General features: G+C 65.8%; 24 protein-coding genes. 18 read left to right on the plus strand and 6 right to left on the minus strand.

Annotated elements, in window-relative coordinates:
• Nucleotides 1-5: 5 nt before the first annotated feature.
• Nucleotides 6-2060, plus strand: coding sequence for a bifunctional aldolase/short-chain dehydrogenase (locus tag ACT2BZ_RS13335; RefSeq protein ID WP_457935629.1), 2055 nt, complete (start codon nucleotides 6-8; stop codon nucleotides 2058-2060).
• Between the two features lie 101 nt (nucleotides 2061-2161).
• A complete protein-coding gene (locus ACT2BZ_RS13340; protein WP_457935630.1) occupies nucleotides 2162-3337 on the plus strand; it encodes a M23 family metallopeptidase in 1176 nt (391 codons plus the stop codon).
• Nucleotides 3338-3415: 78 nt separating this feature from the next.
• On the opposite strand, the gene ACT2BZ_RS13345 is transcribed toward ACT2BZ_RS13340, so the two are convergent.
• The 3 genes from ACT2BZ_RS13345 to ACT2BZ_RS13355 are packed head-to-tail and all read right to left on the minus strand — an operon-like array spanning nucleotide 3416 to nucleotide 7062.
• Nucleotides 3416-4468 (minus strand): substrate-binding domain-containing protein, encoded by a 1053-nt coding sequence (locus tag ACT2BZ_RS13345; protein ID WP_457935631.1) that lies wholly within the window; start codon nucleotides 4466-4468, stop codon nucleotides 3416-3418.
• 46 nt (nucleotides 4469-4514) lie between these two features.
• Nucleotides 4515-5510 carry an ABC transporter permease gene (locus ACT2BZ_RS13350; protein WP_457935632.1) on the minus strand — a complete coding sequence of 332 codons (996 nt, stop codon included), beginning with the start codon at nucleotides 5508-5510 and terminating at the stop codon, nucleotides 4515-4517.
• Between the two features lie 40 nt (nucleotides 5511-5550).
• On the minus strand, nucleotides 5551-7062 hold the full coding sequence (locus tag ACT2BZ_RS13355) for a sugar ABC transporter ATP-binding protein (RefSeq protein WP_457935633.1): 1512 nt from the start codon (nucleotides 7060-7062) through the stop codon (nucleotides 5551-5553).
• Between the two features lie 135 nt (nucleotides 7063-7197).
• Between ACT2BZ_RS13355 and mtnK the strand changes: the two genes are divergently transcribed.
• The 5 genes from mtnK (at nucleotide 7198) to sbmA (ending at nucleotide 12523) form a co-directional block, all read left to right on the plus strand.
• The gene (gene mtnK, locus ACT2BZ_RS13360) at nucleotides 7198-8472 is read left to right on the plus strand and encodes an S-methyl-5-thioribose kinase (protein ID WP_457935634.1); all 1275 of its coding nucleotides are present in this window, start codon (nucleotides 7198-7200) and stop codon (nucleotides 8470-8472) included.
• A complete protein-coding gene (mtnA, locus tag ACT2BZ_RS13365) occupies nucleotides 8469-9563 on the plus strand; it encodes an S-methyl-5-thioribose-1-phosphate isomerase (RefSeq protein WP_457935635.1) in 1095 nt (364 codons plus the stop codon). The genes mtnK and mtnA overlap by 4 nt, the downstream gene beginning before the upstream one ends.
• A gap of 4 nt (nucleotides 9564-9567) precedes the next feature.
• Complete coding sequence (locus ACT2BZ_RS13370) at nucleotides 9568-9921, plus strand: ArsC family reductase (protein WP_457935636.1); 354 nt, start codon at nucleotides 9568-9570, stop codon at nucleotides 9919-9921.
• 80 nt (nucleotides 9922-10001) lie between these two features.
• Nucleotides 10002-11165 (plus strand): YbfB/YjiJ family MFS transporter, encoded by a 1164-nt coding sequence (locus tag ACT2BZ_RS13375; protein ID WP_457941307.1) that lies wholly within the window; start codon nucleotides 10002-10004, stop codon nucleotides 11163-11165.
• 107 nt (nucleotides 11166-11272) lie between these two features.
• On the plus strand, nucleotides 11273-12523 hold the full coding sequence (gene sbmA, locus ACT2BZ_RS13380; RefSeq protein ID WP_457935637.1) for a peptide antibiotic transporter SbmA: 1251 nt from the start codon (nucleotides 11273-11275) through the stop codon (nucleotides 12521-12523).
• Nucleotides 12524-12553: 30 nt separating this feature from the next.
• Here sbmA and ACT2BZ_RS13385 read toward each other — a convergent pair whose 3' ends face one another.
• The gene (locus ACT2BZ_RS13385; protein ID WP_457935638.1) at nucleotides 12554-13558 is read right to left on the minus strand and encodes a polysaccharide deacetylase; all 1005 of its coding nucleotides are present in this window, start codon (nucleotides 13556-13558) and stop codon (nucleotides 12554-12556) included.
• 240 nt (nucleotides 13559-13798) lie between these two features.
• Between ACT2BZ_RS13385 and ACT2BZ_RS13390 the strand changes: the two genes are divergently transcribed.
• From ACT2BZ_RS13390 to ACT2BZ_RS13425, 8 genes are all read left to right on the plus strand, one after another.
• The gene (locus ACT2BZ_RS13390; protein ID WP_457935639.1) at nucleotides 13799-14464 is read left to right on the plus strand and encodes a tetratricopeptide repeat protein; all 666 of its coding nucleotides are present in this window, start codon (nucleotides 13799-13801) and stop codon (nucleotides 14462-14464) included.
• Between the two features lie 3 nt (nucleotides 14465-14467).
• Nucleotides 14468-15895 (plus strand): ribosome biogenesis GTPase Der, encoded by a 1428-nt coding sequence (gene der / locus ACT2BZ_RS13395; protein ID WP_457935640.1) that lies wholly within the window; start codon nucleotides 14468-14470, stop codon nucleotides 15893-15895.
• A gap of 121 nt (nucleotides 15896-16016) precedes the next feature.
• Nucleotides 16017-17198, plus strand: coding sequence for a cell wall hydrolase (locus ACT2BZ_RS13400; protein ID WP_457935641.1), 1182 nt, complete (start codon nucleotides 16017-16019; stop codon nucleotides 17196-17198).
• A gap of 240 nt (nucleotides 17199-17438) precedes the next feature.
• Complete coding sequence (locus ACT2BZ_RS13405; RefSeq protein WP_457935642.1) at nucleotides 17439-17849, plus strand: AtpZ/AtpI family protein; 411 nt, start codon at nucleotides 17439-17441, stop codon at nucleotides 17847-17849.
• A gap of 38 nt (nucleotides 17850-17887) precedes the next feature.
• Complete coding sequence (locus tag ACT2BZ_RS13410) at nucleotides 17888-18637, plus strand: F0F1 ATP synthase subunit A (RefSeq protein WP_457935643.1); 750 nt, start codon at nucleotides 17888-17890, stop codon at nucleotides 18635-18637.
• 71 nt (nucleotides 18638-18708) lie between these two features.
• The gene (locus ACT2BZ_RS13415) at nucleotides 18709-18933 is read left to right on the plus strand and encodes a F0F1 ATP synthase subunit C (protein WP_091918644.1); all 225 of its coding nucleotides are present in this window, start codon (nucleotides 18709-18711) and stop codon (nucleotides 18931-18933) included.
• A gap of 66 nt (nucleotides 18934-18999) precedes the next feature.
• Complete coding sequence (locus tag ACT2BZ_RS13420; RefSeq protein ID WP_457935644.1) at nucleotides 19000-19620, plus strand: F0F1 ATP synthase subunit B; 621 nt, start codon at nucleotides 19000-19002, stop codon at nucleotides 19618-19620.
• A 9-nt stretch (nucleotides 19621-19629) separates the two neighbouring features.
• Nucleotides 19630-20109, plus strand: coding sequence for a F0F1 ATP synthase subunit B (locus ACT2BZ_RS13425; protein ID WP_457935645.1), 480 nt, complete (start codon nucleotides 19630-19632; stop codon nucleotides 20107-20109).
• An 85-nt stretch (nucleotides 20110-20194) separates the two neighbouring features.
• On the opposite strand, the gene ACT2BZ_RS13430 is transcribed toward ACT2BZ_RS13425, so the two are convergent.
• Nucleotides 20195-20884, minus strand: a complete 690-nt coding sequence (locus ACT2BZ_RS13430; protein ID WP_457935646.1) for a ribonuclease HII — start codon at nucleotides 20882-20884, stop codon at nucleotides 20195-20197.
• Between the two features lie 145 nt (nucleotides 20885-21029).
• Entirely contained in the window at nucleotides 21030-22184 is a 1155-nt protein-coding gene (locus ACT2BZ_RS13435) for a PA0069 family radical SAM protein (RefSeq protein WP_457935647.1), read from the minus strand.
• A 161-nt stretch (nucleotides 22185-22345) separates the two neighbouring features.
• Here ACT2BZ_RS13435 and ACT2BZ_RS13440 point away from each other — a divergent pair, with 161 nt between their 5' ends.
• The 3 genes from ACT2BZ_RS13440 (at nucleotide 22346) to ACT2BZ_RS13450 (ending at nucleotide 24223) form a co-directional block, all read left to right on the plus strand.
• Complete coding sequence (locus ACT2BZ_RS13440; RefSeq protein ID WP_457941308.1) at nucleotides 22346-22855, plus strand: glycosyltransferase; 510 nt, start codon at nucleotides 22346-22348, stop codon at nucleotides 22853-22855.
• Between the two features lie 93 nt (nucleotides 22856-22948).
• Complete coding sequence (locus tag ACT2BZ_RS13445; RefSeq protein WP_457935648.1) at nucleotides 22949-23335, plus strand: BA14K family protein; 387 nt, start codon at nucleotides 22949-22951, stop codon at nucleotides 23333-23335.
• Between the two features lie 96 nt (nucleotides 23336-23431).
• A complete protein-coding gene (locus ACT2BZ_RS13450; RefSeq protein WP_457935649.1) occupies nucleotides 23432-24223 on the plus strand; it encodes a DUF1206 domain-containing protein in 792 nt (263 codons plus the stop codon).
• Nucleotides 24224-24225: the final 2 nt, after the last annotated feature.

The raw sequence follows: 24225 nt of genomic DNA on the forward strand, positions 1-24225 counted from the left end.
GACAAATGAAGAATCTCTGGAACGACGCCGAAGCCGAAAAGCTGGTCGAGGACTATGCCGGGAAAGGCGTCAGCCGGGATCTGGCGCTGCGCGTTTACACGACGCGCCTGCTCGGCGGCGATCCGCGCCTGGTGCTGCATGGCGGCGGCAACACGTCGGTAAAGTCCACCGCAACCGATCTCATCGGCGACAGCTGGGACGTGCTCTGCGTCAAGGGCAGCGGCTGGGACATGGGCGTCATCGAGCCGCAGGGCCTGCCGGCCGTGAAGCTCGGCGCGCTGCTCAAGGCGCGCAAGCTGGACCGGCTTTCGGACGAGGACATGGTGGCGCTGCAGCGCGCCAACCTCATCGACCCGTCATCGCCCAACCCCTCGGTCGAGACGTTGCTGCACGCCTTCCTGCCGCATAAATTCGTCGACCACACGCATTCGACCGCGATCCTCGGTCTCGTCGATCAGGAAAACAGCGAGGAGATCTGCCGCGCAGTTTTTGGCAAGCGCCTCGGCTTCGTGCCCTACATCATGCCGGGCTTCGATCTCGCCAAGGCCGCTGCCGAGGTGTTCGAGCAGGACACCTCCGTCGAGGGCCTGATCCTCGACAAGCACGGCATCTTCACCTTCGGCGAAACGGCCCGCGAGGCCTATGACCGCATGATCGATGCGGTGACGGCTGCCGAGGCGCATATTGCCAAGGGCACCAAGCCCAGGCCCGCCGGTGCGGCACTTCCCGCCAGGCTCGCCACGCCTGCCTCGATCGCGCCGATGCTGCGCGGTGCTGTCGCCGTCGACAGGGGCGAGGGGCGTTTCGACCGCATGATCAGCGACTTCCGCACCTCGGACGCGATCCTCGACTTCTTGGCCTCGTCCAAGCTGGCCGAACTGGCCTCGCGTGGCGTTTCGACGCCCGACCTGTCGATCCGCATCAAGACCGGGCCGATGGCGGTTCCCGCGCCCGATGCCGACAAGGCCGGCGAGTACAAGGCGGTGATCCGCCGGCATGTCGAAAACTTCGCCGACGAATACCGCGCCTACTTCGCCACCAACGACGCCAAGGACGACGTCAAGCGCACCATGCTCGACCAGATGCCGCGCCTGACGCTGGTGCCGGGGCTCGGCATGTTCGGCCACGGCCGCACGCTCAAGGACGCCAGGATTGCGTCGGACGTCGGCGAGATGTGGATCGAGGCGGTGCGCGGCGCCGAGGCCATCGGCGAGTTCCACCCTCTGTCCAAGGCCGACCTCTTCCCGCTCGAATACTGGTCGCTGGAGCAGGCCAAGCTCGCCTCCAACAAGCCCAAGCCGCTGACCGGCCAGGTCGTACTGGTGACGGGCGGGGCAGGCGCCATCGGCGCTGCGACGGCAAAGCTCTTCGCCGATTATGGCGCGCATGCCGTGGTGGTCGATCTCGATGCAGGCAAGGCGGCCGACGCTGCGAAGAAGGCCGGCAACGGCTCGATCGGGGTCGGCGCCGACATCACTGATCCGGGCCAGATGCGCGCCGCCTTCGACAAGGCGGTTGCTGTCTTTGGCGGCGTCGACATCCTCGTCTCCAACGCCGGTGCAGCCTGGGAAGGCAAGATCGGCGAGATCGACGACGCGCTGCTGCGCAAGAGCTTCGAGCTTAACTTCTTCGCCCACCAGTCGGCGGCGCAGAACGCCGTGCGCATCATGCTTGAGCAGGGCACCGGCGGCGTTCTTCTGTTCAACGCCTCCAAGCAGGCGGTCAATCCGGGTGCGAAGTTCGGCGCTTATGGCCTGCCCAAGGCAGCGACGCTGTTCCTGTCGCGGCAGTACGCGCTGGAATATGGCGCCAACGGCATCCGCTCCAACGCCGTCAATGCCGACCGCATCCGCTCCGGCCTGCTCACCGACGCCATGATCGCCAGCCGCTCGGGCGCGCGGGGTGTCTCGGAGAAGGACTACATGTCCGGCAATCTGCTCGGTCAGGAAGTGACCGCCGAGGATGTCGCGCAGGCATTCCTGCACCAGGCGCTGGCTGAGCGAACCACCGCCGATGTCACCACCGTCGACGGCGGCAATATCGCAGCGGCGCTCCGCTAACGGCGTCGGAGCACGCCCGGCGGCGCTTTCCGGCGCCGCCTCTTGGCCATGCCGGCCACGCCCTGTAGCCTCTCGCCATTCAAAGAGGCGAGGGCGACGGCATGGCTTTACGGTTTTTGATTGCTTGGGTTGCGCTTGCGGCACTGGCGCCGATCTCTGCCGCCGCCGAAGCGCCGGCGCGCGAACTGCAGCTCACACCGCTCGTCGCCGAAGTCGTTGCGCCACCCCGGGCCGTTTCTGGCTCCGACGGGCAGCACCATCTCGTCTATGAACTCGCCGTCACCAACATGACCGGCGGCGCCATGCGCATCGAGAGCCTGGACGTCGTCGACGCCGCCTCCGGCAAGCCGGTCGCGACGCTCGGCCCGGACGCGTTGGAAGGCCGCGTCACGCCCGGTGCGCGCCGTGGTCACGAGACGGCGGAACTTTCCGCCTACCAGTTCGCGGTCATCTTCCTGCATGTCGCCATACCCGATGGCGACGCCCTTCCGGCGCGGCTGCTCCACGAGATCAGCGCGAACTTCGAGCTCATCGGGAAAGACATGCAGATGCTGGTCGGCGAGACGGAAGTCATCGCCACGCCACCGGTCCTGCTCGGCCCGCCGCTGCGCGGCAAGGGCTATGTCGTCGGTGACGGCTGCTGCGATTCCATCCGCCATGTGCGGGCGCTTCTCGCGCTCGGCGGACAGCTGTTTCTCGCCCAGCGCTTCGCCATCGACTGGGAGAAGATCGACGAAAACGATACGCTCGTCGCGGGCGACACGAAGGACGTCGCGAACTACCACATCTACGGCGAACAGGTGCTGGCGGTCGCCGACGGCGAGATTGTCGCCATGCGCAACGATCTGCCCGACCAGGTGCCGGGTGCGCTGCCGGCCGGCCTGCCGATCGACGAGGCCGATGGCAATTTCGTCGTGCTTGACATCGGCGCCGGGGCCTATGTGGCCTATGCTCACATGCGCCCGGGCAGCGTGAAGGTGAAGGCCGGCGACAGGGTGCTCCGCGGCGACGTGCTGGGCGAGGTCGGCAACAGCGGCAACAGCCAGGCGCCGCACCTCCACCTTCATGTGATGGATGGCGACTCGGCGCTGGCGTCGAACGGCGTGCCCTATGTCTTCGACGCCTTTGCCATCGCGGCCGTCGACGAGGCAGGCACCGAGGATTTCGACAAGGCGGAAGCGACGGGTTCGCCACTGACCCTGACGCCCCATGCGCCGCCCTCGCGGTTCACCAACGTGCTGCCGCTCGATCTTTCGATCGTCGACTGGCCCGATTGATCCCGACGTCGACGGCGACAAAAAAAGGCCCGGCATCGCTGCCGGGCCCCTTCAGCCCTGGGAGGCTGCGAACGAAGGCTATTCGTTCGGGTTGGGCATCCAGGCCGGCATCGCGACGTCGGCATGGGCGAACTGTGGCAGCTTGGCCGACAGCTCCTCCATGTTCTTGATGTCGTTGTCGATGAGCTGCTTCTGGGTGATCAGAGTCGGCGGCACGATGACGCTCTTGCCCGGGTCCTCGCCGGCCAGAAGCTGGGCGAGCGCCCGCACCGAGACCTGGCCGACGACGGCCGGGTTGGTGGCGGCGGTTGCCGCCCAGGCGCTGTCGGGCTCGCGCATCGCGGCGATGTCCGACGTCGAGATGTCGGCCGAGTAGATCTTGATGTCCTTCGACATGCCGGCTTCGTCGACGGCGATCTTCACGCCCTTGGCGAATTCGTCATAGGGCGCGAACATCACCTGAATGCCCGGGTTCGCCGTCAGCACGGAGCGCGCCTGGTTGGCCACCGAGTTGGCGATCGGGTTGTCCAGCGTGCCGAACATCGCCACTTCGTCGATGCCCGGATATTTCGCCTTGAACTCGACCCAGGTCTCGTTGCGGCGGTCGAGCGGCGCGATGCCGGCGACGTAGACATAGCCGGCCTTCCAGCTCTCGCCATTGTCGGCGATGGCCTGTTCCAGCGCGAGGCGGGCGAGGTCGCGATCCGACTGCTCGATCTGGGGGATCGCTTCGTTCTCGACATTGACGTCGAAGGCGACGACCTTGATGCCGGCGTCGACGGCGCGCTGGGCGGCTTCCTTCATCGATTCCGTCAGGCCATGCTGGATGATGATGCCCTGCACCCCGAGCGCGATGGCCTGGTCCACCATGTCGGCCTGCAGCGCGGCGTCCTGCCGGCTGTCGAGCACGCGCAGGTCGACGCCGAGCGCCTTGGCCTGTGCTTCCACGCCCGACAGATAGGCCTGGAAAAAGTCACCCGTCGACAGATAGCGCACCAGCGCGATCTTGACGTCGCCCGGCTTGTCGAACGGCGCCGGCATGTCGGCGGCGATTGCCGGCATGCCCATCAGGCACGATGCGCCGACGAGGCCCATCGCTATTTTTCCGAGAGTTCTACGCGTACAGCTCATAACGTTTCCTCCACTTTTGACGTATATGTTTCAGTCTTCGGCGGTCCTAGTTCCTGCCCCTGTGCGACAGGGCGAAAGTGAACACCAGGGCGACCACGAGAACCACGCCTTTGACGAAGTCCTGCGTGTAGTAGGGCGCGTTCATCATCGTCAGTCCCTGCAACAGGACGCCGACGAAAAGCGCGCCGATGGTTGTGCCGAATGCATTCGGCTTTGCGGCGCCGAGCACGGCGAAGCCGATCAGCGCGGCCGCAACCGCATCCAGCAGCAGATTGTTACCCGACGCGATGTCCCCGCGTCCAAGCCGGGCGGCCAGCAGAATGCCGCCGATTGAGGCAAAAACACCCGAAATCACATAGGCCCAGATTTTGTATGCCTTGACGGGTGCGCCGGCGAGTTCGGCCGCCTTGGGATTGCTGCCTACCGCGTACATCATCCGGCCGAAGCGGGTGTATTCGAGGAAGAACCAGATCAGCACGGCGAGCACCAGAAGCACCACCACCGAGACCGGGATCAGGCTCGGAATGAAGAAGTCGAAGCGGTGGCGGCCGAGCGCAAGGAAGGCCGGGCTGAACGTCCCGTTGGCGACCGAACCGTCGGGCATGGTCATGCCGGTGGCGATGGAGCGGCCCTCTGTCGGGATGCGCTGCAGGCCGACCAGCAGGAACATCATGCCGAGCGTGGCGAGCAGGTCGGGCACCCGCATGTAGACGATGAGAAAGCCGTTGATGAGGCCGACCATGACGCCGATGGCGAGGCAGGCGAGCACCGCCACCAGCGCGTTCTGTTCCAGCACCACCAGCACATAGGCCGACGCCATCATCGCCGTCGTCGCCACCGAGCCGATCGACAGGTCGAAGCCGCCGACCACCAGCGTCGCCGTCACGCCGAGCGCCAGCACGCCGGTAATGGCGACCGACTGGAAGATGAAGACCGCCGCCTGCGGTGAGGCAAAGCCGTCGGTCGCCAGCGTGAAGAAGACGATCAGCCCGACGAGCAGGGCAATGAAGCCGTAGCGAATGGCAATGTCGCGCAATGTCATGATGAAGTCCGAATGTCTTGAATGCGCTTTGCGACCGCCATCACGCCGCGCCCCTCTGGGCCCGGCCGGCGATCTCGGCGAGCAACTGGTCGATGTCGACATCGGCGTTGCGATGCTCGCCGACGATCGAGTGTTCCGACATCACCAGGATGCGGTCCGCCGTTTCCAGCGCCTCGTCCAGCTCGGTGACGAAGATCACGGTGGCGCGGCCGGCGGCACTCGCGCGCAGCTTGGCTGCGATGTCGCGCCGGGCGGCGATGTCGACGCCCTGGAAGGGCTCGTCGAGAATGAACAGGTTGGCCGGCTGCGTCATCCAGCGGGCGACCATGACCTTCTGCTGGTTGCCGCCCGATAGCGTCGACATCTCGTCGCGCTCGGTGCGGCAGACGATGCCGAGATCGGCGATGCGGTCTCGCGCCATGTTCCGCTCGGCGTTGCGCCGCGACACGCCGAGCCGCGAGATGCGGCTGAGGAAGGGCAGGCTCATGTTCTCGTAGATGTTGAAGTCCTGCACGATGCCGCTGTCGGCACGGTCCTTGGCGACCAGGAACACGCCCTCGGCGATGGCCTCGCCGGTCGAGCGCGGCTGATAGCTTTTGCCGCGCAGCTTCATCGCCCCGCCGAGCGGCTGGCGGTGGCCGAACAGCGTCTCGGCCAGTGCCGTCTTGCCGACGCCGACCAGCCCGGTCACCGCGACGATCTCGCCGTCGCCGAGTTCCATGGAGAAGGGCGTGGCGCCCGGCGCGATGCGCAGGTCTCTGGCCGCGAAAACCGTCCGGTCGGCATCCTTCACCGCGACCTGGCCGAGATCGACCTTCTGGCCGAGCATGGCGTTCACCGCGCCCTCGTAGTCAAGCGGTTTGGAATCGAAGACGCCGGAAATGCCGCCGTCGCGCAGGCAGATGATACGGTCGGCCAGGCGCCTGATGTCGGACATGCGGTGCGAGATATAGAGGATCGCCACGCCTTCCTGGCGCAGGCGGTCGATGACAGAGAACAGCCGGTTGGCTTCCGCGCTCGACAGCGAAGAGGTCGGCTCGTCGAGGATCAGAACCTTGGGCTCGTGCGCCATGGCCCGAGCGATCGACACCATCTGCCGGTCGGCCAGCGACAACTCGCTGATCTCGGCGTCGAGGCTGATCTCGAGCCCCATGCGGTCGGCGACTTCGCGCGCTTGGCGGCGGACGCTTCGCGGATTGAATAGGAATTTCGCGCCGGCACCGTTCAGCCGGTCGAGCGTCAGATTGGTCGCCACGTCGAGCGACATCACCACGCCGTCATTGATGTTCTGGTGCACCGTCACCACGCCGGAGCGCATCGCGTCGGCCGGTGTTTCGGGCGCAAAATCCTTGCCTTCAAGCGTGATCGTGCCGCCGTCTCGGGCGTAGACGCCGCTGACGACCCGCACGAGGGTCGATTTGCCCGCGCCATTGGCGCCCATCAGCACCGTCACTTCGCCCGCATGCAGGTCGAGGCTGACGCCGCCAAGCACCTGGATCGGGCCAAAGGACTTCCTCAGGCCCGCTATGCGGAACACGGCATCCACGGACATTTTTCCTCCCTCCAATCGAACGCTAGGAACAAAGCCGTCAATTGTCAATACGATTGACAATTGACAGGGTGGTGCCTAGTTTCGCCCGTCATCGTCGGCTTTCATGTGCACGGCGCATGGACCTGGGAGGACCACATGAAACAGCCTGCGGCATTCGAAGCGCTGACCGCCGAAACCCTGCCTTCGCGCCTTGGCGGCACCGAGGCGCTGACATCGCGCATCGGCACCGATGCCGCCGGCTGGCGCGTCCGCGAAGTTGGTGACGGCAACCTCAATCTCGTCTTCATCGTCGAGGGGGCCAAGGGTGCGGCAGTCGTCAAGCAGGCGCTGCCCTATGTCCGCCTCGTCGGCGAGAGCTGGCCGCTGCCGCTGAAGCGCTCCTTCTTCGAATACCATGCATTGAAGCGCCAGGAGGCGCGTGCCGGCGTCGGCACCGTTCCCGCCATCTACCATTTCGACGAGGCGCAGGCGCTGATCGTCATGGAGTACCTGTCGCCGCACATCATCCTGCGCAAGGCGCTGATCGAGGGCCGGCAGCTGCCGAAGATCGCCGATGATCTGGGCCGCTTCGTCGCCCGCACGCTGTTCCGCGGCTCCGACCTGTCGATGAAGGCGCGCGAGCGCAAGGAAGACGTGGCGCTGTTCGCCGATAATGCCGAGCTCTGCGACATCACCGAAAGCCTGGTCTTCACGGATCCCTACTACGAGGCTGAGCTGAACAGCCACACCACGCCGCAGCTGGACGGCATCGTCGCCGAACTGCGCGCCGACCGCGATCTCAAGGTCGAGGCGCAGCGCCTCAAGCACCTCTTCGCGTCCAGCGCCGAAACCCTTGTGCATGGCGATCTTCACTCGGGTTCCATCATGGTCACCGACGAAGAGACCCGCGTCATCGATCCGGAATTCGCCTTCTACGGGCCGATGGCCTTCGACGTCGGCATGCTGCTCGCCAATTTCTGGATGGCCTATTTCTCGCAGGCCGGCCACGAGGCGGGCAACGACCGCGCCGGTATGCGCGCCTATCTGCTCCAGGTCATCGTCGACACCTGGTCGGTCTTCCGGAGTGAGTTTTCAAACCTGTGGCGCACCGAGCGCAGCGGCATGCTCTACGACCGGCGCCTGTTCGAGGATCGCGGTGATGTGCTCGGGTCAGAGCAGGCCCTCGACCGCGTGCTGCATTCGATCTGGACCGACATGCTGGGCTTTGCCGGCGTCGAGATTCATCGCCGCATCCTCGGCCTTGCCCACAATGCCGATTTCGAAACCATCGAAGACAAGGACCTGCGCGCCGCCTGCGAGACGCGCGCGCTGAAGTTCGGCCGCCATATCGCGGTCAACCGCGAGCGCATTCATGGGCTCGACGAGATAAACGTGCTGGCCGGACGGCTCGAGAAGGGGATTGTCTCTTGAACGTCGGGGACCGCCACTACCGTACCATCTGGCTGAACGAGGATGGCCGCTCGGTCGACATCATCGACCAGCGCTGGCTGCCGCACGACCTGCGCGTCGAGACCGTCGACAGCGTCGCCGGTATCGCCACCGCCATCCGCGACATGTGGGTGCGCGGCGCGCCGCTGATCGGCGTCACCGCGGCCTATGGCGTCGCCATCCAGATGCGGCAAGACGCATCGGACGCCGCCCTCGACAAGGTCTGGCACCAGCTGCACGAGACGCGCCCCACCGCCATCAACCTGCGCTGGGCGCTCGACGAGATGCGCCGCGTGCTGACGCCGCTGCCCTTGGCTGAGCGCGCCGAGGCAGCCTACCGGCGGGCCGCCGAAATCGCCGACGAGGACATCGAGCTCAACCGCTCGATCGGCAGGCATGGCCTGGAAATCATCAGGAAGATCGCCGCGACCAAGAAACCCGGCGAACCGGTCAACATCCTGACCCACTGCAATGCCGGCTGGCTGGCGACCGTCGATTACGGCACGGCCACCGCACCCATCTATCTTGCCACCGAAGCCGGCATCCCGGTGCACGTCTATGTCGACGAGACGCGCCCCCGCAACCAGGGCGCCCAGCTCACGGCATGGGAGATGGCCGGCCACGGCGTGCCGCACACGCTGATCGTCGACAATGCCGGCGGCCACCTGATGCAGCGCGGCGCGGTCGACATGGTCATCGTCGGCACCGATCGCACCACCGCCAATGGCGATGTCTGCAACAAGATCGGCACCTATCTCAAGGCGCTCGCCGCGCACGACAATGGCGTGCCCTTCTATGTCGGCCTGCCGTCGCCCACCATCGACTGGACCGTTCACGATGGGCTGACGGAAATCCCCATCGAGGAACGCTCGGGCGACGAGGTCGCGCTGGTCTGGGGCAGGACCGCTTCGGGCGAGATCGCCCAGGTGCGTATTTCGCCTGACGCGACGCCTTCGGCCAACCCGGCCTTCGACGTGACGCCGGCGCGGCTGATCACTGGCCTGATTACAGAGCGCGGCGTGGCGCATGCCTCGCCCGAGGGCCTGAAGGCGCTCTTCCCCGAGCGGGGCTGATGCCATGACCGTCACCATATACGGCATCAAGAACTGCGACACGATGAAGAAGGCGCGCGCCTGGCTCGACGGCCATGGCGTGGCATACCGGTTCCACGATTACCGCGTCGAGGGACTCGAGCGCGAGCGGCTTGCCGGTTGGCAGCAGGCGCTCGGCTGGGAAGCACTCGTCAACCGCTCCAGCGCCACCTGGCGGCAGCTTCCCGAGAACGACAAGGCCGGTATCGACGGTGAAAGCGCGGCCGCCCTGATGCTTGCCAACCCGACGCTGATCAAGCGCCCGGTGCTCGACGTCGATGGAAAGCTGACGGTCGGCTTCAAGCCCGGGACCTACGAGACGCTCTTCGCCGGCGCCTAGCGCTACCGATCTGTTCGCCTCCCGGATTGGCCCAAGCAATATTTGTTGCACTGCACACGCGGCACAATATGGTCCGTACCATGTCGTCCGAGCCCGCGCCGCCTCTTCGAATAGCCCTCGCCGGCATGATCGCGATGGCCGTCGCCATGGGCATCGGACGTTTCGTCTACACGCCGATCCTGCCCGGCATGATGCAGCAGCTCGGCCTCTCGGCCGCCGATGCCGGCCTCATCGCCTCGGCCAACTATCTCGGCTATCTGGTCGGCGCCATTCTTGCCGCCGGCGGCTGGGCCGAGGGTCACGAGCGACACATCATGCTTGCCGGCCTCGGCGCCAGCGCATTGCTCGCCGGCGCCATGGGCCTCGCCGACAGCCTCGCCCTGTTCCTGGCCGTGCGCTTCCTTGCCGGTCTCGCCAGCGCTTTCGTGATGGTCTTCCTCGCCAGCATCGTCTTCTCGCATCTCGCCAATGCGCGGCGCAGCGACCTGCAGGCGCTGCATTTCGGCGGCGTCGGCCTCGGCATCGCCAGCTCCTCGGCAATGATGCTTCTCTTGCTTGCGGCGGGAACCGACTGGCGCGGCGGCTGGTTCGGCGCGGCCGCGATCTCGGCTGCCGGTTTCGTGGCGGTCGCCTGGCTGGTCGACCGTGGCCCCTTCGTCGTCGGTCATCCGCGCCGCGAGCCGAAGCTCCCCGACAGCTGGGCGTTGCGCAAGGTCATCCTCGCCTACGGCCTGTTCGGCCTGGGCTACATCGTCACCGCCACCTTTCTCGTCGCCATCGTGCGCGAGGGCGACGGCGGGCGACAGTTCGAGGCCGTTGTCTGGCTCGCCACCGGCCTTGCAGGGTTCCCCTCGGTCTTCCTGTGGAACCGCGTCGCCAACCGTATCGGCCTGTCTTCCGCCTATGTACTGGCCTGCATCGTCGAAGCGGCGGGCGTTACGGCCAGCGTCGCCACGGGCGGGCTGGCTGGGCCGTTGGTGGGCGGCATCCTGCTTGGCGCCACCTTCATCGCCGCGACCTCGCTCGGCTTGCGGCTGGCGCAGCTCATGGCGCCGCTGTCGGCGCGGCGCGCCCTGGCGCTGATGACGGCAGCCTTCGGCGTCGGCCAGATCGCCGGACCGGTGCTCGCCGGCGTCGTCGCCCAATGGAGCGGCAGCTTTTTCCTGCCGTCGCTCGGCGCAGCCGCCGCGCTCCTCGCATCGGCCGCCATCGTCTGGTCGGCCGAAGGTCCTGCTTCCGCCTGATTCCAGCCGTTGCGTGGGCCCGTCAGCCCGCAGCATTTCCTTTCGCCGCGAATTGTGGATGATGCGCGCCGACCGGTGATTGCGCCGCATGGTAGGGAGTTCCACCCTTGTTCGTATCCTTCTTCCCGCGACCGAAGCTGTTCTTCCTCTCCTTCGTCGGCTGGGTGATTGTCGCCGTGGTGTTCTGGTATCTGGTCGGCAGGGACATCGGCGCCCACTTCGGCATGCCGCCGGCCGCGGAAGATGCCGCACCGATCGTCGGCGCCTACTATTTCTGGACGCCGGAATTCCTCTGGTTCTACATCTACTTCGCGCTCGTTACCGCGCTCTTCGCGGCCTTCTGGTTCGTCTTCTCGCCGCATCCCTGGGCGCACTGGTCCATCCTCGGCAGCGCGCTCATCCTCTTCTCCACCTATTTCTCGGTGCAGATCAGCGTGGCGATCAACAACTGGCGCCGGCCCTTCTTCGACTCGGTGCAGCAGGCCCTGACGACACCGGGGTCGGTTGCGGCCGCCGATCTCTACGGCCTGATCCTGATCTTCGCCCAGATCGCCTTCATGGCTGTCGCTGCCTTTGTCGGCACGCGCTTCTTCGTCAGCCACTACATCTTCCGCTGGCGCACCGCGATGAACGATTATTACATGGCCAACTGGCCGCAGCTGCGGACGATCGAAGGCGCGTCACAGCGCGTGCAGGAAGACACCATGCGCTTTGCCCAGACCGTCGAGGGGCTCGGCGTCAGCATGGTCGATGCGGTGATGACGCTGATCGCCTTCCTGCCGATCCTCTACGGCCTGTCCTCGACCGTCACGGAACTGCCGATCGTCGGCGAGATACCGGCGCCGCTGATGTACGCCGCGATCTTCTGGTCGCTTTTCGGCACGGTGCTGCTCGCCATCGTCGGCATCAAGCTCCCGGGCCTCGAGTTCCGCAACCAGCGTGTCGAGGCCGCCTACCGCAAGGAACTCGTCTACGGCGAGGACCACGAGGACCGAGCGCAGCCCCCCACGGTGCGGGAGCTCTACGCCAACGTCCGGAAGAACTATTTCCGGCTCTATTTCCACTACATGTATTTCAACGTGGCGCGCTCATTCTACATCCAGGCCGACAACATCTTCGCCTACCTGATCCTGGTGCCGACCATCGCGGCCGGCAAGATCACCTTCGGCATCCTGCAGCAGATCCTGACCGCCTTTACCCAGGTCAGTTCCTCGTTCCAGTACCTGGTCAACGCCTGGCCGACGATCGTCGAGCTTCTCTCGATCCACAAGCGCCTAAAGGCCTTCGAGGCGGTGTTGCATGGCGAGGAATTGCCCGACATCGACCGCCGCTACATGGAGCGGCAGTCCGAGGTCTAGATCGGATTGGGCGAGGTGGTGGCGTGCGGCCTAGCCGCCCGCCGCTTCGCTGAGCGTATCCCTGGCGCCGGTCCGCGCCAGGTAATCCTGGTAGCTGGTGCACACCACGTCGGGCTTCGTGCAGACGTCGGAGGCGAAGCGCTCGAGCGCCTTCCAGTAGGCGCCGTCGTTCATCAGGGCGAAATGGAAGCCGATCTGCAGCGGTATGCGCTCGCCGCCATATTGCGCGTCGAAAGCTTCCTTGAAGGCCTCGTAGGAGCGTTCCTGGAAGGCGCCGCTCTCGTCCGGTTGCTCGACGCCGTCCGTGTGGCGAACGAAGAGATTATAGTCCATGGCGATGACGCGCCTGGACGCCGGACCTTCCGGAATCATCGGCAGCGAAAAGCGCACTGCACCGTCGCCGCGCTCCGGCATTGCCGGGCCGCGAGAGACGCCGCTCGCGTCATAGGCGAAACCGGCAGCCTTGAGCGCCGCATAGAGCGGCTTGCCCGTTGCAAGATAGGGCGCGCGAAATCCGGTCACCGCCTTGTCGGCGAAGTCGCGCCAGTCGGCCGGTTCTCCGGCGATGCCGTTGATCGTGTAGGCATCGCGCATGATGTGGTGGAACGACGCGAATTCCTCCAGCCAGTCGTCCTTGCTCCAGTCCTTGCCGTCGAAATGGCCGCAGCCATGGCTCGCGATCTCGTGGCCCTCGGAAGTCGCCAGCCGGATTTCTTCCAGCCGGTCCGCAACCTCCCGCCTGGATTCCGCGAATCCGACGTCGGACTTGCCCGGTTGCTCGCCGGGCCCCTGGTATTCGCGGCGCGTGTCGCGCGTCAAAAGGAAGGCGCAGGACAGGAAATAGGTGAAGCGCGCGCCCGTCCGCGCCGCCAGCGTGCGGCTGCGCTGCCATAGCGCGTTGTCTTGCGCGCCGTCGAAGGAAATGATGACGTATTGCGGCTGCTCGGGCTCCGCCACCAGCGGGCGGATCCCAGCCTCTGCAACGGACGCGATCGACAGGGACGCACAAAGCGCGGCGCGGAAGGCAAAGGACATGGGCACTCTTCTTGGGCTTCGATGACCAGCCCGAGTAGGCGCGAAATGTGGCGGCGTTGCGGTCCGCAGGCTCCGGGCATGACGCCTGAGGCAGGGGCAGAACGGGCGCTGGCTGTTCCCGCGCCGGCCCGTCGGGACCGAATTTCCGGCCACCCCCCTTCCATGCCGGCAGAATTTCGCTAAAACGCGAGGCTCGCAACAAGGGCCGCCCGCACGGGCTGGCATGGTTCAAGAGAAAAAATGTCGGACGACAGCTTCATCCGCGAAGTCAACGAGGAAATACGCCAGGATCAGGCGCGCGCCCTGTGGGACCGCTACGGCCCGCTGGCGCTCGGCGCTGCCGTGCTCGTCGTTCTCGTGACCGCCGGCTTTGTCGGCTATGACTACTGGACGACCTCGCGCGCCAACCGCTCGGGCGATCAGTTCTCCCAGGCCCTCGAACTCGCCAACGCCGGCAAGAACGACGAGGCGCTCGGTGCGCTGGAGCAGCTCGAGGCTGACGGCTACGGCGCCTATCCGCTGCTTGCCCGCATGCGTGCGGCGACCGTGCTTGCGGCCAAGGGCGACTTTGCCGGCGCCGTGGCCGGCTTCGACGCGGTATCCACCGACACCTCGATCCCGTCGGCCATTCGCGACATGGCGCGACTGCGCGCCGCCTTCCTGCTCGTCGACAACGGCACCTATGCCGAGGTTGCGGCACGCGCCGAGGCACTGACCTCGGATACCGATCCGCTGCGCCATTCGGCGCGCGAGGCGCTCGGCCTGTCGGCCTGGAAGGAAGCCCGCGCTTCCGACGCACTCAAGCTGTTCGAGCAGATCGCCGCCGACGATGCCGCGCCGCGCAATGCCCGCCAGCGCGCCACCCTGATGGCCGAACTGATCCGCGGTTCCGGAACGGCGTCGTGAGCCATGGGCTTTCAGATCGCCATCATCGGCCGGCCCAACGTCGGTAAATCGACGCTTTTCAACCGTCTCGCAGGCCGCAAGCTGGCGCTCGTCGACGATACGCCCGGCGTCACACGCGACCGCCGCGTTCATCCGGCGAAGCTCTACGACCTCCATTTCGACGTCATCGACACCGCCGGTTTCGAGGACGCGGCGGCGAGCACGCTGCAGGGCCGCATGCGCGCCCAGACCGAGATCGCCATTCGCGAGGCCGACCTCATCTTCTTCATGGTCGACGCCAAGACCGGCATAACGCCTGACGACCGCACCTTCGCCGAGATCGTCCGCAAGTCGGGCAAGCCGGTGGTGCTGGTCGCCAACAAGGCCGAGGCCAAGGGCGCCCAGGGCGGTATGCTCGAGAGTTGGGAACTCGGACTCGGCGAGCCGATCGGCGTGTCGGCCGAGCACGGCCAGGGCCTGCCGGACCTGCGCGACGCCGTCGTCGAGGCCCTCGGCGAGAAGGTCGCCTTCGGCGACGACGAGGAAGACGACGATCTGGCTTTCAGCGAGCCGCTGGTCGGCGAGGACATCGCCGATCCCGACGCCGAGCCGGCCTATGACGACACCAAGCCGATGCGCATCGCGGTCATCGGCAGGCCGAATGCCGGCAAGTCGACGATGATCAACGCGCTGATCGGCGAGGAACGTCTGCTGACCGGGCCTGAGGCTGGCATCACGCGCGATTCCATCTCGGTCGACTGGGACTGGCGCGGCCGCGAGATCAAGCTGTTCGATACCGCCGGCATGCGCCGCAAGTCCAGGGTGCAGGAGAAGCTCGAGAAGCTCTCCGTCGCCGACGGACTGCGCGCCATCCGCTTCGCCGAGGTCGTCATCGTGGTCTTCGACGCGACCATCCCCTTCGAGAAGCAGGATCTCCAGCTTGCCGACCTGATCATCCGCGAGGGCAGGGCGTTGGTGCTCGCCTTCAACAAGTGGGACCTGATCGACAATCCGCAGGAAACGTTGGCCGAGCTGCGCGAAAAGACCGAGCGGCTGCTGCCGCAGGTGCGCGGCGTGCTCGCCGTGCCGGTGTCGGCCGAGACAGGCCGCGGCCTGGACAAGCTCCTGGATGCGGTGCTGAGCACCCACCGGGTCTGGAACAGCCGCATCTCCACGGGTCGTCTCAACCGCTGGCTTGAAGGCGTGCTTGGCCATCATCCGCCGCCCGCCGTCGCCGGGCGCCGCCTGAAGATCAAGTATATGACCCAGGTCAAGACGCGGCCGCCGGGCTTTGTGCTGTCCTGCACACGGCCGGACGACGTGCCGCAATCCTACATCCGCTATCTGACCAACAGCCTGCGCGAGGCTTTCGACCTGCCCGGCGTGCCGATCCGCATGTCGCTGCACGCATCCGAAAACCCGTTTGCCGGGCGCGCCAAGAAACGCAGGTGATGCGACGCACGGTCGCGGCATGGAACCATCTTGCCGCCGCATATTCACGGTTAACGCTCCATCAAGGTTAATGCATCAGTCTCTCTCTCCAAGAGGGTAAGTTGCGTCCTGGAGAGTTCCTGTGCATCGACGACTAGTGACGCGGCTGTTGGCCGCCACCAGCCGAGACAAGCGTTCGTTCCTGTCTCCATTGATTATCGGTCTTGGGATCTGGGTCGGGTTTCCGACCGTGGCCGCCTATCAGGACATGGCCGGCCTCGTTTCGGGCATCGAGAAGTCCGGCACCCGCTGGAACGTCTTCGTCGAGAAGTCGGTTGCCGGCTCCGTGCATGCGGCCGAAATGCCTTTCGTCGACGGCGACATCACCACCGGCTCGATCTCCGGGTCTGGCGTTGAATCCGATGAACTCGGCGCGGTCTCGCTGCGCGGCAAGGGCAACCGGCTGAGCGCCGTGCCCGACGAGGACCGCATTGTCCGCTCGGGCAAGCAGGACCGCATTATCAAGGTCATGCCCGTCGCGCCGCCCAGGACCTTCGACGCCGGCTCCATGTTCAAGAAGACCAGCATGCTGTTGCGCCCGGCGCATGACGTCAGGATGGCCTTCGCCAGGACGGAGATCCGCGGCAAGGAGGTCGAGATCGCCGGTTCCTTCTACATGAAGAAGCAGAAGGTCGACCCCGGCGTGCCGCCGATGCTGGCGAGCCTCGTCACCAACGAGAAGTCCGACATCCTCGCCACCGCCTACGCGCCGGCCGCGCCCGACTACGCCAAGGCTTCTCCCTTCGAGAGCCTGCTGCAGGATCCCGCCGATAAGGACGGCGGCCGCTTCATTCCACCCGTCGCCAAGGGCGACCACGCCTGGATGAGCCGGCCGCTGCCGGCAGAAGTCTTCTCCAAGGCCGAGCAGAAGTGCCTCGCCACCGGCATCTATTTCGAGGCGCGCGGCGAAAAGCTGCGCGGCCAGGCCGCCGTCGCGCAGGTCATCCTCAACCGCGTCCGCAACCCGACCTATCCCGACTCGATCTGCGGCGTCGTCTACCAGAACGACGGTTGGCTCAACCGCTGCCAGTTCTCCTTCGCCTGTGACGGCAAGCGCGACCGCATCACCAATCCGGCCAACTACAAGACGGCTCAGGAGATCGCCATGGCGGTGACCGCCGGCAAGATCTTCATCCCCGAGGTCGGCTCGGCGACGCACTACCACGCGACCTATGTCGCGCCGCGCTGGGCAAACACCATGAAGAAGATGAAAAAGATCGGCCTCCACGTCTTCTACCGCACCTATGGCGGCGGCTGGAGCTAGCCGCCATTCTCGGGGCGCGCAGCCGCGTTGGCGCGGCTGAGCGGCGGGGATTCGCCGGACACGCGCCCGATAATGTGCCGGGCACTATGTCGCACCCCAGCAAGTCATTGTTTTTCCAGCAATAAATACCGATAGAACTGATCCGCCCGCCGACTTGACGGGGGCATGGCCCCTAACTATGTTGCGCGCGACTTGGAGCGGACGGGCCAGTGACCCGCCAGCCCGGTATGGGAGGTTGCGATGGCCGCATCAAAAGGGCCAGACGAAACCGGAAAATCCGGACCGGACGGGCAGGGCAGTGGCGCAGGCCGCGACGACGATCTTGAGCGCCGCCGGCGCGATCTCGAAGCATCGCTTGCAACGAGATTGCCGGACAGGCGGCAGGGGAAACAAGGGTCTGGAACCGGCGGCGTGACCGGTTATGGACAGGCGCTGAAGCTTTCCAGCGAGTTCATCGCGGGAATTGCAGTCGGCGTCGGCCTTGGCTGGATTATCGACAGGATGGCTGGTACGTCGCCCTGGGGATTGATCATCTTCCTGCTGCTGGGATTCGGAGCTGGCGTGCTCAATGTCCTGCGTTCAGCGGGGATGGTTGCCGATGCGGGTTTGAAAATCCCTGAAAAGGGTGACAGAAAGCCCGACGACGAATGAATCGCGCCTGTGGGTGCAGCTAGCCGAAGGGGGCCGATTTGGCCAACGATCCGATCCATCAGTTCCAGATCGCCAAGTGGGTTCCGATCGAAATCGGTGGGCTCGACCTGTCGTTCACCAATTCCGCTGCCTTCATGGTCGCTACCGTTGCCGTTGCCGGCGCCTTCCTTTTCCTGACCACGTCGACCCGCGGCCTCATCCCCGGCCGGCTGCAGTCGATTTCCGAAATGTCCTATGAATTCGTCGCCTCCATGCTGCGCGACGCGGCCGGATCGCAGGGAATGAAGTTCTTTCCCCTCGTCTTCTCGCTGTTCATGTTCGTCCTGGTCGCCAATCTTCTCGGCCTGTTCCCCTATTTCTTCACCGTCACCAGCCACATCATCGTCACCTTCGCGCTGGCGCTGCTGGTGATCGGCACCGTCGTCGTCTACGGCTTCATGAAGCACGGTTTCGGCTTCCTCAAGCTGTTCGTACCGGAAGGCGTGCCGGGCATTCTGGTGCCGCTGGTCGTGCTGATCGAGGTCATCTCGTTCCTGTCGCGCCCGATCAGCCTGTCCGTGCGTCTGTTCGCCAACATGCTGGCCGGCCACATCACACTGAAAGTCTTCGCGGGCTTCGTGGTCTCGCTCAGCGCCGCCGGTTTCGTCGGCGTGGCCGGGGCGGTCCTGCCGCTTGCCATGACTGTCGCGATCACCGCGCTGGAAGTGCTCGTTGCCTTCCTGCAGGCCTATGTTTTCGCCGTGCTTACCTGCATGTACCTCAACGACGCGCTGCATCCGGGTCACTAGGGACATTTCACCGGCGGGCTCTTCCGCCATCCGCAACACACGATAGACTATAGATCCACAAGGAGTTGGACATGGAAGTAGACGCAGCAAAGGCAATCGGTGCGGGCATCGCCTGCCTCGGCATGGGCGGCGCAGGCATCGGCCTGGGCACGATCTTCGGCAACTATCTCGCCGGCGCCCTGCGCAACCCGTCCGCAGCAGACGGCCAGTTCGGCCGCCTGATCTTCGGCTTCGCCGTGACGGAAGCTCTCGGCATCTTCTCGCTCCTCGTCGCTCTGCTCCTCCTCTTCACGTAAGAGCAGGCCAGCAACAGCACGGCCGGCCGCAGGCTGCGGCCGGATTGCCTGGACAGGGGAAATTGGATGTTTGTGACACCGGGATACGCGCAGGAAACTGCACCGGCTGAAGGCGGCGCTCATGGCGAGCCCGTCGAGGACGGCGCTCACGCGGCTGCGGCCGAGGGCGGCGCGCATACCGAGCAGGCCGAGGGACACGGGTCTTTCCCGCCCTTCGACGCTTCGACCTTTCCGTCGCAGATCCTGTGGCTCGCCATCACGTTCGGCCTCTTCTACCTGTTCCTGAAGAAGGTCGTGCTGCCACGCGTCGGTGGCATTCTCGAGGATCGCAGCGCACGCATCAGCGGCGACCTCGACGAGGCCGCCCGCATGAAGGCGGAGGCCGATGCTGCCGTTGCCGCCTACGAACAGGAGCTTGCCGAGGCCAAGGCCAAGGCAAACGCCATCGGACAGCAGGCAAACGAGGCCTCCAAGGCCGAAGCGGAAGCTGCGCGCAAGAAGGTCGAGGAAAGCCTCGGCAAGAAGCTCGCCGCCGCCGAGTCGCAGATTGCCACCATCAAGTCGAACGCCATGCGCGAAGTCGGCTCGATCGCCGAGGAAACGTCTGCCGCCATTGTGCAGCAGCTTACCGGCGGCAAGGTGGACAAGGCGGCAGTAGCGGCCGCCGTCAAGTCGGTTCGCGGCTAGGAGATCGTCATGGACAATACGTTCTGGGCCACCGTCGCCCTCGTGATCTTCATCGCCGCGGTCGTCTACTTCAAGATACCCGGCATGCTGACCAAGTCGCTCGATGAGCGAGCCAACAACATCCGCAACGAACTCGAAGAGGCACGGCGCCTGCGCGAGGAGGCAAAGCAGCTGCTTGCCGACTTCCAGCGCAAGCGCGAGGAAGCCGAGAAGGATGCGGCCGACATTGTCGCGGCCGCCAAGCGCGAGGCTGACATGCTTCTCGAGGAAGCAAAGCGCAAGACCGAGGAATATGTCGCGCGCCGCACCGCGCTTGCCGAACAGAAGATCGAGCAGGCCGAGCGCGAGGCCGTCATCGAGGTCCGCGCCAGCGCGGTCGACATCGCCGTCGAGGCAGCCCGCAAGCTGCTTGGCGACCAGGCCGACAAGCGGTCGGGCGCCGAGCTTTTTGCCGCGTCGCTCAAGGAAGTGAAGTCGAACCTCAACTGAGCCGTTCGACACATCGGCATCCGCCGCAAGAACCAAAAAGGCCGCCCTCCGGGGCGGCCTTTTTCTTGCCGTTAAGGCGGCCGGCTCAGAGCTCTGCGAGTTCGGCCTGGCTCTCGTCGATCGGCGTCAGCCGGAATGGCGAAAAGGAGAGCCTGTGCAGCCTGGGAGCCGGTCCGTGCACCTCGATTGCGGCACGGTGGCGTTCGGTCGCATAGCCCATGTGCACTTCCAGCCCGTAGCGCTCGTCGGCCCTGCCGCAATGCTGCATCATCCGGTCGCGCATCACCTTGGCGACGATCGAGGCGGCGGCGATCGACTGCGAACGCTGGTCGCCCTTGACCAGGGCCTGGCAGGAGCAGCCCAGGCCAGGTGGCACGTCGCGGCCGTCGGCAAGCGCCAGCCGCGCGGTCAGCGGCAGGCCGGCCAGTGCGCGGCGCATCGCTTCGAGGCTTGCCTTGCGGATGTCGCTGCGGTCGATGCCTTCCGCGCAGAGCGAGGCGACCGAGACGCCGAGCGCCAGTTTCAGGATGTTCGTGAAGATGGCTTCCCGCTGCTGGCCGGTAAGCCGCTTGGAATCGTCGAGACCTTCCGGGATGCGCTCCGGGTCGAGCACCACGGCCGCCGCAACCACGGGGCCGGCGAGCGGTCCGCGGCCGGCCTCGTCGAGCCCCGCGACCGGCCAGCTGCCGGCGGCGATCGCCTTCAGCTCGAAGGTGAAGTCGGGCTTGTCGACAAAGGCAATGAGGGGCGGAGAATCAGGACGCGTGCGAGCCATGGTGCGGCGATGCTCGCATCGGTCCCGATTCTCCGCAAGGCCTTCCCGGCCGGCGAGGGGGGCTGGCGGGTCGGGGAGGCGCCGTCGGGCAGCCGGGGGGAGCGGCCGGACGGATGGGGCGGAACGCTGGCGTTCCGTGTGTGTGCTAGAGCAGCATCAGCTGCTCGGCGCCCTTCTTGGCCTGCACGAACAGGTCGGTCCGCAGCGGCGTCTTGCGCGCGTTGAGCCCGAGCCTGCGGGCTGCGATCTCGAAGCGACGGCCGATCTGCCAGGCATAGGGCCCGCTGCCCTTCATGCGCTTGCCCCATTCGGCGTCGTAATCCTTGCCGTCACGCATCGAGCGCACCAGCGACATCACGTGCCGGTAGCGGTCGGGGTAGTGACGCAGCAGCCAGTCCTTGAAGATCGGGCTGACCTCAAGCGGCAGGCGCAGTATGACGTATCCCGCGTCGAGCGCGCCGGCGGCGCGTGCAGCGTCGAGAATGCGCTCGATCTCCGGGTCGGTCAGGCCCGGAATGATCGGCGCCACCATGACCGAGGTCGGGATTCCGGCGTCGCTGAGCTCGCGGATCGTCTCCAGGCGCCTGGTCGGGGTCGCAGCGCGCGGCTCCATCGTGCGGGCCAGCTTGCGGTCGAGTGTCGTAACTGACAGCGCCACCTTGGCGAGGCCCTTCTCGGCCATGCGCGCCAGGATGTCGATGTCGCGCGTCACCAGCGCGGATTTTGTAACGATGCCGACCGGATGGTTGCGCGCCTCGAGCACCTCGAGGATCTCGCGCATGATGCGCCAGCGCTTCTCCACCGGCTGGTAGGGATCGGTGTTGGTACCGATGGCGATGGTGCGCGGCTGGTAGCCTTCCTTGGAGAGCTCCTTGTCGAGCAGCTTCGCGGCATCCGGCTTGGCGAACAGCTTCGATTCGAAATCCACACCGGCCGACAGGCCCATGTAGCTGTGTGTCGGGCGGGCAAAGCAATAGACACAGCCATGCTCGCATCCGCGATAGGGGTTGATCGAACGATCGAAGGAAATGTCCGGCGATTCGTTGCGGGTGATGATGGTGCGCGGCTTCTCGACCTGCACGTCGGTCTTGAAGGGCGGCAGGTCCTCGAAGGAATTCCAGCCGTCGTCGAACACGTCGCGGCTTACCGGCTCGAAGCGGCCGCTCGGGTTGATGCCTGCGGCGCGACCGCGATTGCGCTCGGGTCGCACCCTGATTCCGCTCTGCTCGATCATCGCATTAGCCATCTCGGCCCTTCCGGCTCCGAAAGCTGCAATGTCTGCGCGTGTGATCTGTTCCATCCTGGCTCTCTCCCAAGGCATCTCGGCGGGCCTGCGAATCGGCGTTTTCATGAAACTATTCCTATTTTGAGAAAGAGAACAAAGCAAGAACTTTGTGATGCAGACGGCGAATGCGGACCCGGCAACTGGCGCTGCGCGGCAGTTTCGGCTATTCGGCGTGCATGCTTAGCGTGTTGATCGAGACCCGGAACGACGAGGACGGATTGGCCCAGACGCTGGCGTCGCTGATCAGCGGCGCTATCGAAGGCGTGGTGCGTGAAGTGATCGTCTGCGACAACGGATCGACCGACCAGACCGGCAAGGTCGCCGACCATGCCGGCTGCAGCTACATCAGCGGCGGCATCGCGGCAGGTGTGCGCCAGGCCAAGGGCGACTGGCTGCTGCTTGTGGAGCCTGGTGCGCGTCTTGTCGAGGGCTGGATGGAGGGTGTCGTCGCCCATACCGCACTGCAAAAGATGCCGGCCCGCTTCTCGCGCTCCAAGATCGGCCGCGCGCCCTTCCTGTCGCGGGTGTTCTCCGGCAACCGCGCGCTGTCGGACGGGCTGGTCATCACCAAGAGCCAGGCTTCTGCCCTGGTTCGCAGGGCGGCCAGCGCCGAGGCCCTGGCGCGCGGCCTCGCCTCGCGTCGCCTGGCGTCGGAAATCCGTGTCGCGCCGAGCCGCAAGGCCTGACCCTTAGGCTTTCGTTAAGTCTTCCGGCACTTGCGGCGGAACGCATCGCTGCGGCCAGCTATTCTTGGCGTGAGTTTCAGCCGGAGGACCGCCATGTCACGCCTTGCCCTGTTCGCGCCGCTCGCCCTGGTTACCCTGGCGACGCCCGCTGTCGCCCACGACAGCGTCGCCGTCAGCGTCCAGGTCGACGTCGCAGGTCATCATCGCTCCCACGAGGCGCCCGCATGGGTGCAGCCGACCGGGCCGCAGATCTATTACGGCCGGCATTATACCCATGCGCCTGCCTATCCGGAGCCGCATCTCGCCAATGCCTATCCCGTGCCAGTTTTCCGCGGCGCCAGTCCCCTGCCGGTCGTCGGCTATGCCAGCCCGGCCCATGTCGAATGGTGCTACACGCGCTACCGCTCGTACCGGCTTTCCGACAACAGCTTCCAGCTCCATCGGGGTGTGCGTCGCGCCTGCCGGTCGCCCTATTACTGAGCCGAGCCGGCCGAAGCCGCCCTGTGGCGCTCCGCGGGACGGAACCACCGCCCCGTTGCCGCATTTGCAACCCATCGGCATGGCGGGAGCGAAAATTTGGAACACAAGGCCAAACAATGGTTCAAGCCGCTGGCCCGCATCGGCTACGCATCGCGCGGGCTGATCTATCTCGTCATCGGCTATTTCGCGGCGCTGGCCGCGATCGGCGCGGGGCAGCCAATGGGCTCCCGCGAGGCTCTCGGCAAGCTGCTGACCAGCGGCGCCGGCGCCATCATGGCCTACGGCCTGATCGCAGCACTCATCTTCTACGCCGTCTGGCGGTTGATCCAGTCGGGCTTTGACACTGACGACCACGGTCTTGATCCGAAGGGTCTGGCGATTCGCGGCGGGCTGGCGGCAAGCGGCGTCATCTACCTGACGCTCGCCTTCTACGTCTGGTCGCTTCGCAGCGCCGCGGGAGACAGCGGCGGCGGCGGCGGTTTCGCCGAGACGTTAGCAGGCCTTGTCGGCAGCCGCTGGGCATCGGCGACCCTGGCCCTCATACTGGCCGGCGTCGCCATCGCACACGTCGCCAAGGCCGTTCGCGGCAAATATGCCGATCACATGGACGCCGGCAGCCATGCCATGACCATCATCCATCCGATCGCCATGACGGGACTGATCGCGCGCGGCGTGGTGTTTCTGGTCGTTGCCTTTCTCTTCGCCCTGCGCGCCGTTCGGGCGGACGGCAGCGGCAAGCCTCCGGACTCCCAGCAGGCGCTTGAGTTCATCCAGTCGCTGCCGGTCGGCTGGGCACTGCTTGCCGCGATCGGGTTCGGGTTGGTTGCCTTCGCGCTCTATTCCCTGATCGAGGCGATCTACCGCCGCATCAATGTCGAGGACGCGTGAGC

The sequence above is a fragment of the Mesorhizobium sp. 10J20-29 genome (assembly GCF_054130485.1).